Genomic DNA, 9,289 nt, shown 5'->3' with positions numbered 1-9,289 from the left:
GTGGAGCCGGAGGTGTACATGATGTACGCCACGCTTTCGCTGGACTGACTGATCTCCAGATCCTCCGGATCCAGGGACGACAGGTCCAGGCGATCCACTTCAACCCGCTGCGCGGCGCTGGCCAGCGACACCTGGCTGCGGGTCAGCAACACCCGCGCCTGGCTGTCCTCGATCATGAAGCCCTGGCGTTCGAGCGGTGCGTTGATGTCCAGCGGCACATAAACGGCAGCACACTTGAGCGCCGCCAACTGGCTGACCAGCAGGTCATGGCTGCGTTCCAGCAGGATCGCCACGCTGTCGCCCGGCTGCACGCCGAGGCCACGCAGATGCCGGGCCAGGCGGTTGGCCTGGGCGTTGAGTTCGGCGTAAGTCAACGTCACGCCATCGTGGATCGCGGCGCACGCCTCGGGACGCGCGCGGACCTGGGCTTCGAACAGGCCGTGCACGGTCTGCGTCCGTGGGTAGTCGCGATCGCTGGCATTGAACGCCACCAGCACCTGCTCACGCTCGGCTGCGGGCAGGACCGACAACCGCGTCAATGGCAAGGCCGGCGTTTTTTCCAGAGCCTCGACCAGGCTTTCCAGGGCGCTGAGCATATAGCCACAAACCCGTTGCGCACCGGCTCCGGCCAGGGTGGCGACGCGCAGGGCGAAATCCTCGCCCAGGTCGTCCACCGACAACGTCAACGGGTAGTTGGTACGTTCCTCGCCGGTCAGTGTCTCGATCCCGCTCCAGGTCGACTGCCCGGTGCTGTCGCCCGCCAGGTGCCGGTAGTTCAACAGGCCGCTGAACAAAGGGGTTGGCGCCGCCACGCCGCTGCAGCGCTGCGCCAGGATCAGCGGCGCATGCTCGTGCCCGAGCAAGGCGGTCAGACGCTCGTGCGTGACCCTGACGCCTTCGCGCACATCCAGCCCAGCCAACGTCACCCGCAACGGCAAGGTATTGATGAACATGCCCAGGGCCCGATCGGCGCCCTCACCACCTTGCAGGCGACCCAGCAACACGGTGCCGAAGACCACATCGTCCTTACCCGCAACACTGCCCAGCACACGTGCCCAGGCCAGGTGACAGAGACTGGCGGCGCTCACGCCCAACTGCCGGGCCTGAGTCCGCAAGCGGCGGCTGAGGCCTGGGTCCACGGCGCGCTCGGCCTGCTCGAGGCCCTGGCCATCGCCCTGGACATCCCGCAGACCGAACGGCAAGGTCGGCTCGTCGATGTCGCCGAGCATTTCACGGAAGAACTGCTCGTGCTCGACCTCACTGAAACCCAGGCGGGACTGGGCCACATAGTTGCGATAAGGGATCGAGGCCGGCAGTTGCTCCTGCCGTCCCCGCATATGGGCTTCGACTTCAGCCACCAGCACTCTCACCGAGCTGGCGTCGTTGACCAGATGATGGAACTGCAACAGGCCGATCCAACGCCCGTTGGGCAAATCCCGCGCATAATCGAGTTGCAGCATCGGCGCCTGGCGGATGTCCAATCGGGTCTGCGGGTCGTTCAGTCTGGCGCGCAGTTGTTCGGCGATATCGCCGCCAAGCGGATCCGGCAACACCTCGTTCACCGCCAGCGGGGCCTGGCGCCACACCACCTGCAGGGGGATGTCCAGCCCTTCCCAGGCCACCGCGGTTCGCAGGATGTCATGGCGCGCGATCACGCCTTGCAGCGCATGGGCAAAGGCGTCGACCCGCTCCCGGCTGTCGAAGGCGAACAGCGCGTGTTGCAAGTAAGGGTCAGCGTGGTCCACCGCCAGGTGATGGTGATAGAGGATACCTTCCTGCAACGGCGCCAACGGATAGATGTCCTGCACGTTCGCCACGCCGCCCGGCACGTTCGCCACCAGACGGTCGATCTGCCCCTGGGTCAGGCTGACCAGCGGCAGCAGGTCCGGGGTGATCCGCTCGCAGCCGACGGGGATCAGGTTGGCCGGCACCACGATTTCCGTAGCGCTGCCCACCGCCGCCGCCAGCGCCGCCAGCGTCGGTTGGCGGAACAGCGCCCGCACGTCAGTGCTCAGACCGGCCTGACGCATCCGCTCGATCAGACTGACCGCCAGCAGCGAATGACCGCCCAGTTCGAAGAAGTGGTCATGCCGCCCCACCTGCTCAACGTTGAGCACCTCGGTCCAGATCCTCGCCAGGGTGACTTCAGTGTCGCCCTGGGGCGCTGCGTAGTCACGGCTGACCAACGCCGCCAGATCGGGCACCGGCAGCGCCCGACGATCGATCTTGCCGTTGGCGGTCAGCGGGAAGACCTCCAGGCCCACATAGGCCGCAGGGACCATGTAGTCCGGCAGCCGCTCCAACAGATAGGCCCGCAACGCTTCGACCTCCAGCGAGGTATCGGTCGAACTGTAGTAGGCCACCAGGCGTTTCTCGCCGGGGTGGTCCTCACGCGCCAGCACCACCGCTTCCTGGATCGCCGGATGCCGGGCCAGGCGGGTTTCGATTTCGCCCAGCTCGATGCGCAGGCCGCGGATCTTCACCTGATCGTCGTTGCGTCCCACGTAGTCGATATTGCCGTCGGCCAGCCAGCGCGCCAGGTCGCCGGTCTTGTACATCCGTGCTTCGGGATCCGGACTGAACGGATCCTTGAGGAAACGCTCGGCGGTCAGCGCCGCACGTCCCAAATAGCCACGGGCCACGCCCGCGCCACCGACATACAGCTCACCGGCCACGCCCACCGGCACCGGACGCAACTGTTTGTCGAGCAGGTAGATCCGGGCGTTGTCCACCGGCTTGCCGATATGCAGCGTTGCCGCGTTCCGGTCGAGCAGTCCCGAGGTGACCACCACGGTGGTCTCCGTCGGACCGTAGTTGTTGATCAGGGCGAAACGTTGCCCCTCGGGAAACTGCCGCAGGCGGTCACCACCGACCAGCAGGGTGCGCAGCGTCGGGTGTTGCAACGACTGGCTGAAGGCGTACTCGGCAATCGGCGTCGGCAGGAAACTCACGTCCAGAGGCTGTGCCAGCCACCAGGCCAGCAGGCCACCGACATCTTCACTGCCGGCAGTCGCGGGCGCCAGGTGCAGGGTCGCGCCGACACACAGCGTCGGCCAGACTTCCCAGGCCATGGCGTCGAAGCCGAAGCCGGCGATACTGGAAGTCTGGCTGCCCGCCGCCAGCGCGAACGCCCGGCAGTGCCAGTGCACGAAGTTGGACAACTGGCGGTGCTCGACCATCACGCCCTTGGGCTCGCCGGTGGAGCCCGAGGTGTAGATCACATAGACCAGGTTGGTCGCGCTCAGCGTGGCGACAACCGGATTGTCCTGCGGTTGCGCGTCGACACCCGCCGCGCGTCGGGCTTGGGCGTCGAGCAGCAGCACCGGCACCTCGACCGCCGGCAAGCGTTCGCGCAATGCGGCCTGGGTCAGCAGCACGCGCGGTGCGCTGTCGCGCAGCAGGTAGGCCAGGCGCTCCGCCGGGTGGGACGGATCGATTGGCACGTAGCAGGCGCCGGACTTGAGGATCGCGACCAGGCCGACCAGCGTGTCGAGACCGCGCCGGGCGCAGATGGCGATGCGATCGTCAGGTTGCACCCCGAGGCCGAGCAGATGATGAGCCAGTTGGTTGGCCTGGCGGTTCAGTTCGGCATAGGTCAGGCTTTGTCCGGCCTGAACCACCGCCAGCGCATCGGGACTGGCCAGGACGCGGGCTTCGAACTGCGCGGCAATGGTCAGGTCGGCCGGGTAAGGCACGGCACCGGGATTGAAGTCTTCCAGCAGATGCTGGCGTTCGGCATGCGACAGCAGCGCCAGGTCACGCACGGCCACATCCTCTGTACACTCCAGCGCCTCGATCAGTTGGCTCAAGACCGTCTGCATGTAGCCGCAAACCCGCTCACCGTCGACCCCGGTCGTGACCTGGACGCTCAACAGGAAGCCTTCGCCCTGGTCGTCCACCGACAAGGTGCAGGGATAATTGGTCCGTTCCAGCACGTCGAGCACCCGGGTTCCGGCCCAGTGATCGCCACCGCTGGCTTCGCGTGCGGGGCTGTGCCGGTAGTTCAGCAGCGCGCTGAACAGCGGAGACGAGGCCGTCACCGCACTGCAACGCTGGGCCAGGACCAACGGCGCATGCTCGTGCCCGAGCAGAGCGGTCAGACGCTGGTGAGTCTGGCGCACCGCATCGCGCACCCCGCAAGCGCCAACGTCGACGCGCAACGGCAAGGTGTTGATGAACATCCCCAGCGCCCGATCCGCCCCCTCGCCGCTTTGCATCCGCCCCAGCAGTACCGTGCCGAAGACCACGTCGTCGCGACCACTGACACCGCCCAGCACCCGAGCCCAGGCCAGGTGATGCAGACTCGCCGCTGTCACCCCCAGTCGCCGGGCCTGGGCGCGCAGACGCAGGCACAGGTCCGCCGGCAGATCGCGGCGCACTTCCTTGACGTCCCGTCCATCGCCCTGCACCTGCAACAGGCCGAATGGCAGGGTCGGCTCCTCGACATCGCCGAGCATCTCGCGGAAGAACGCTTCATGCTGCTCGCGGCTCACCCCCAGGCGGGCCTGGCCCACATAGTTGCGGTAGGGCATGGCCGCCGGCAGTTGCCCGGCCACGCCCTGCAAGTGGACGAGCATCTCTTCGCTCATCACATCCAGCGCGGTGTGATCGAGAGCGATATGGTGGAACAGCAGGATCGCCACCCAGCGCTGATTGGCCGGGTCCTTGGCAAACGCCAGACGCATCAACGGCGCCCGGGTGAGGTCCAGACGGCATTCGCGGGGATCGAAACGTTGCTGCAACTGATCGAGGATATCGCCCTCGGCCGGATCCAGCGGCAATTGCTCCAACGGCAGCTCGACCTGGCGCAGAACCACTTGCTGCGGTTCCTCCAGGCCTTGCCAGACCAACGCCGTGCGCAGGATGTCATGGCGGTCGATCACCGCTTGCAGGGCATCGGCAAAACGCCGCAGATGGGCCAGGTCCTGCAAGGCGAAGGTCGCTTGCAGCAGATAGGGATCGCCCTGCTCGGTACTGATATGGTGATAGAGGATGCCCTCCTGCAGCGGTGCCAGCGGGTAGATATCCTGCACGTTGCCCGCTCCGCCGGGCACGCCGGCGACGATGCGGTCGATGCTGTCCTGGCCCAGCCGGGTCAGGGTCAGCATATCCGGCGTGATGCGCTCGCAACCGACGGGAATGCCGTTGGCCGGTACCACGATCTCGACCCCGTCCCCCACGGCCGCGGCCAGCGCCGCCAGGGTCGGCTGGCCGAACAGCACGCGCACGTCGGCACTCAGGCCGGCCTGGCGCATGCGCTCGATCAGCTTCACCGCCAGCAGCGAGTGACCGCCCAGTTCGAAGAAATGATCCTGGCGACCGACCCGCTCGACACCCAGCACTTCGCACCAGAGTGCCGCCAGGGCGGTTTCCGTGGTGCCCACCGGCGCCTGATAGTCACGGCTGACGAAGGCTTCGGCCGAAGGTGGCGGCAACGCGCGGCGATCCAGCTTGCCGTTGGGCGAAACCGGAAGTGTTTCCAGGTGCACATAGGCCGCCGGAATCATGTAGTCGGGCAGCAACGCCTGCAAATGCACGCGCAGGTCATCGGCCTCGGGCAGCGCCTGGCCATCCTGGAGACTGAAATACGCCACCAGACGTTTTTCCCCGGGACGATCTTCACGGGCCAGGACCGCCGTGTCGCGCAGACCAGGGTACTGGCCGAGGCGGGCCTCGATCTCGCCCAGCTCGATCCGGAAACCACGGACCTTGATCTGGTCGTCGTTGCGGCCCAGGTAGTCGATATGGCCGTCGGGCTGCCAACGCCCCAGGTCACCGGTCTTGTACAGGCGCGCCCCTTCGGCGGTGGAGAACGGATCGGCGATAAAGCGTTCGGCGGTCAATTCGTCGCGGTTCAGATAGCCTCGGGCGACGCAGGCGCCACCAATGTAGATCTCCCCCGCCACGCCCACCGGTACCGGCCGGCGTTGTTCGTCGAGCAGGTAGATACGGGTGTTGGCCACCGGCTGGCCGATGCTCGGCAAGGTCGGCCAGGCCCATGGATCGCCACTCAGGGTCAGAGCCGTGGTGACGTGGGATTCGGTCGGACCGTAGTGGTTGTGCAGACGCGCCGCGTCCAGACGCTCGAAGAAACGCCGCATCGGCTCGGTGATCCGCAATTGTTCACCGGCGGTGATCACATCCTGCAAGGCGCAGGCCGGTTGCCCGGGTTCGGCCGCCATGGCCTCGGCCAGGGCTTGCAGGGCAATGCACGGCATATACAGCCGTTCGATGCGCTGCTGACAGATATGCTGGAACAGCCGACGGAAATCCAGACGGGTATCGGCATGGATCAGCGACAGCTCGCCACCGGCACACAGGGTGCTGAAGACTTCCTGGAAGGCCACGTCGAAGCCCAGGGCAGCGAACTGCAAGGTGCGCTGCACGGGCCGGCCCTGCTCGGCGGCCTGGGCGATCTGCCATTGCATCAGGTTGACCAGCGGGGCGTGGGGCATCGCCACGCCCTTGGGCTGGCCGGTGGAACCCGAGGTGTAGATCAGATAGGCCAGGTGTTGCGGGGTCAGCGCCGGGAGCTGCGGATTGTGCCCGGGCGCGGCGTCGATACCGCTCTCGCCGCGGGCCTCGGCCTCCAGCAGCAACACCGGCATGGACGCCTGCGGCAAACGCTCGCGCAGGGCGCGTTGGGTCAGCAGCACCTTGGGCGCGCTGTCCTGCAGCATATAGGCCAGGCGCTCGGCCGGATACGATGGGTCCAACGGCACATAACCGGCCCCGGCCTTGAGAATGCCCACCAGGCCGGCGACCATCTCCAGGCTGCGTTCGACACAGATCGCCACCCGGTCGTCAGCCCCGATGCCCTCGGCGATCAGCCGGTGGGCAATCTGGTTGGCCCACCGGTTCAGTTCGGCGTAGCTCAGGCGCTGGCCTTGATGGGTGACGGCCACGGCGTCGGGTTGGGCGCACGCGCGGGCCTCGAACAGTTGATGGACCAGCAGGCCCGGTGGATAGGCGCAGTCGAAGGCGTTGAAATCCTCCAGCAACTGCCGGCGCTCGCTCGACGGCAACCAGTCCAGGCTGTGCAAGGGCGCATCGGGTCGGCTGTCCAGCGCCTCGGCCAGTTGCTCCAGCAGCGTATGCATATAGCCACAGATCCGCTGTGCGCCGATCCCGGCCACGGCCTGCACGGTCAGGCCGAAGGAGTCTCCCAGGTCGTCCACCGACAGCGACAGCGGATAGTTGGTCCGCTCTTCGCCGCCCAATACCTCGACTCCGCCCCAGATCCTGGCCTGGCCGATGTCCTCGGGGGCCTGGGCACCGACGGCGGCATGCCGGTAGTTCATCAGCGCACTGAACAACGGTGCCGGCGCCGCGACACCACTGCAGGCCTGGGCCAGCGACAACGGTGCATGTTCATGGCCGAGCAGTGCCGCCAGGCGCGCATGGGTCATGCGTGCGGTCGCCCGGATGCCCTGCCCTCCCGCGTCGACGCGCAACGGCAAGGTGTTGATGAACATGCCCAGGGCGCGCTCGGCACCCTCGCCAGCGTGCAGGCGGCCCATCAGCACCGTGCCGAAGACCACATCGTCCCGCGCGGACAGACGCCCCACCACCTGGGCCCAGGCCAAGTGGTGCAGGCTGGCGTTGCTCACCCCCAGGCGCCGGGCCTGTTCCCGCAGCCGCCGGGCCACGGCGGGAGCCACCGGCAAGCGGGCTTCCTCGACGCCGCTGCCGTCGCCCTGCAGGTCCTGCAGCCCCAATGGCAGGGTCGGTTCATCGACATCGCCGAGCATCTCGCGGAAGAACGCCTCATGCTGCTCGCGGCTCACGCCCAGTCGAGCCTGGGCCACATGATTGCGATACGGCACCGAAGGCGCCAGCTCGGCGCCACGCCCCTGGCTGAAGGCCTCGATCTCCCGACCCAGCAAGGCCAGGGAGGTGGCATCGTCGATCAGGTGATGGAACAGCAGGACCGCGACCCAGCCGCCATTGGCGACATCCTCGGCGTAGTGCAGGCGCATCATCGGCGCCTGCTGCAGATCCAGGCGCATCCGACGAGGATCGAAGTGCCGTTGCAACTGGGTTGCCACATCACCCTGGTCCGGATGCGGCAGGAACGCCTCGATACGCAGCCGGGCCTGGCGCCAGACCACCTGCACCGGCTCATCCAGCTCTTCCCAGGCCACGCTGGTGCGCAGGATGTCGTGGCGGTCGATCACCGCCTGCAGGGCCTCGCTGAAGTCCAGCAACCGTTCGAAACGGTCGACCCGCAACACGGCCTGCAACAGGTAGGGATCGCCCCCGTCGCTGCTCAAATGGTGGTAGAGAATGCCTTCCTGCAATGGCACCAGGGCATAGATGTCCTGCACATTGCCCGCGCCGCCGGGTACACCGGCGACAACACGGTCGATCTGGGCCTGGTTCAGGCGGGCCAGGGGCAGCATATCCGGGGTGATATGCTGGCAGCCGGCGGGGATGCCATTGGCCGGAACTTGCACTGCGCCGCCGTTGCCACTGGCGGCCGCCAGGGCGGCCAGGGTCGGTTGGCCGAACAGCACGCGCACATCGGCCTGCAGACCGGCCTCATGCATGCGCTCGATCAATTTCACCGCCAGCAGCGAGTGGCCGCCCAGTTCAAAGAAGTGGTCGTGGCGCCCCACCCTCTCCACGCCGAGCAGCTCGGCCCACAACCCGGCCAGGGCTACTTCCACCGAGCCCTCGGGGGCCACGTAGTCGCGCCGGGCATAGGCCTCGGCCGCGGGCGCCGGCAGGGCCTTGCGATCGAGCTTGCCGTTGGCGGTCAGCGGGAAACTCTCCAGGCTGACGAAAGCACTGGGCAGCATGTATTCGGCCAGCGTCAGGCGCAGTTGGTCACGCAACCGTGCCGCGTCCAGTTCGACGCCGGTACCGGCAATCACGTAGGCCACCAGGCGCTTGTCACCCGGCTCATCCTCGCGTACCAGGACCACGGCATCGCGCACGCCCTCGCAAGCGGCCAGTTGCGCCTCGATTTCGCCCAGCTCGATGCGGAAACCGCGAATCTTCACCTGCTCGTCGTTACGGCCCAGGTACTCCAGGCTGCCGTCGGCCAGCCAGCGGCCCAGGTCGCCGGAGCGGTACATCCGCGCGCCGGGAGCCGGGTCGAACGGATCGTCGAGGAAGCGCTCGGCGTTCAACTGCTCGCGGTTGAGATAACCCCGAGCCACGCCGGCGCCGCCGACATACAACTCGCCCACCACACCTGGCGGCACCGGCTGCCCATACGTATCGAGCAGGTACAGACGCAAGTCGGGAATGCGCTTGCCGATCGGGCTCGCCCCGACACGCTGGG

The 9,289-nt window shown here is 67.1% G+C and carries 1 protein-coding gene; it reads right to left on the bottom strand.

Features of this window, described 5'->3' with window-relative positions; all coding sequences use genetic code 11:
• The coding region (locus tag K675_RS0124280; protein ID WP_017906065.1) for a non-ribosomal peptide synthetase at positions 1-9,289 on the bottom strand (9,289 nt) is incomplete at both ends.

It is taken from the genome of Pseudomonas fuscovaginae SE-1, assembly GCF_000364705.1.
Lineage (GTDB): Bacteria > Pseudomonadota > Gammaproteobacteria > Pseudomonadales > Pseudomonadaceae > Aquipseudomonas > Aquipseudomonas fuscovaginae_A.
Note: the sequence above shows the minus strand (reverse complement) of the source record. Positions and strands in the feature narration are given on the sequence as shown.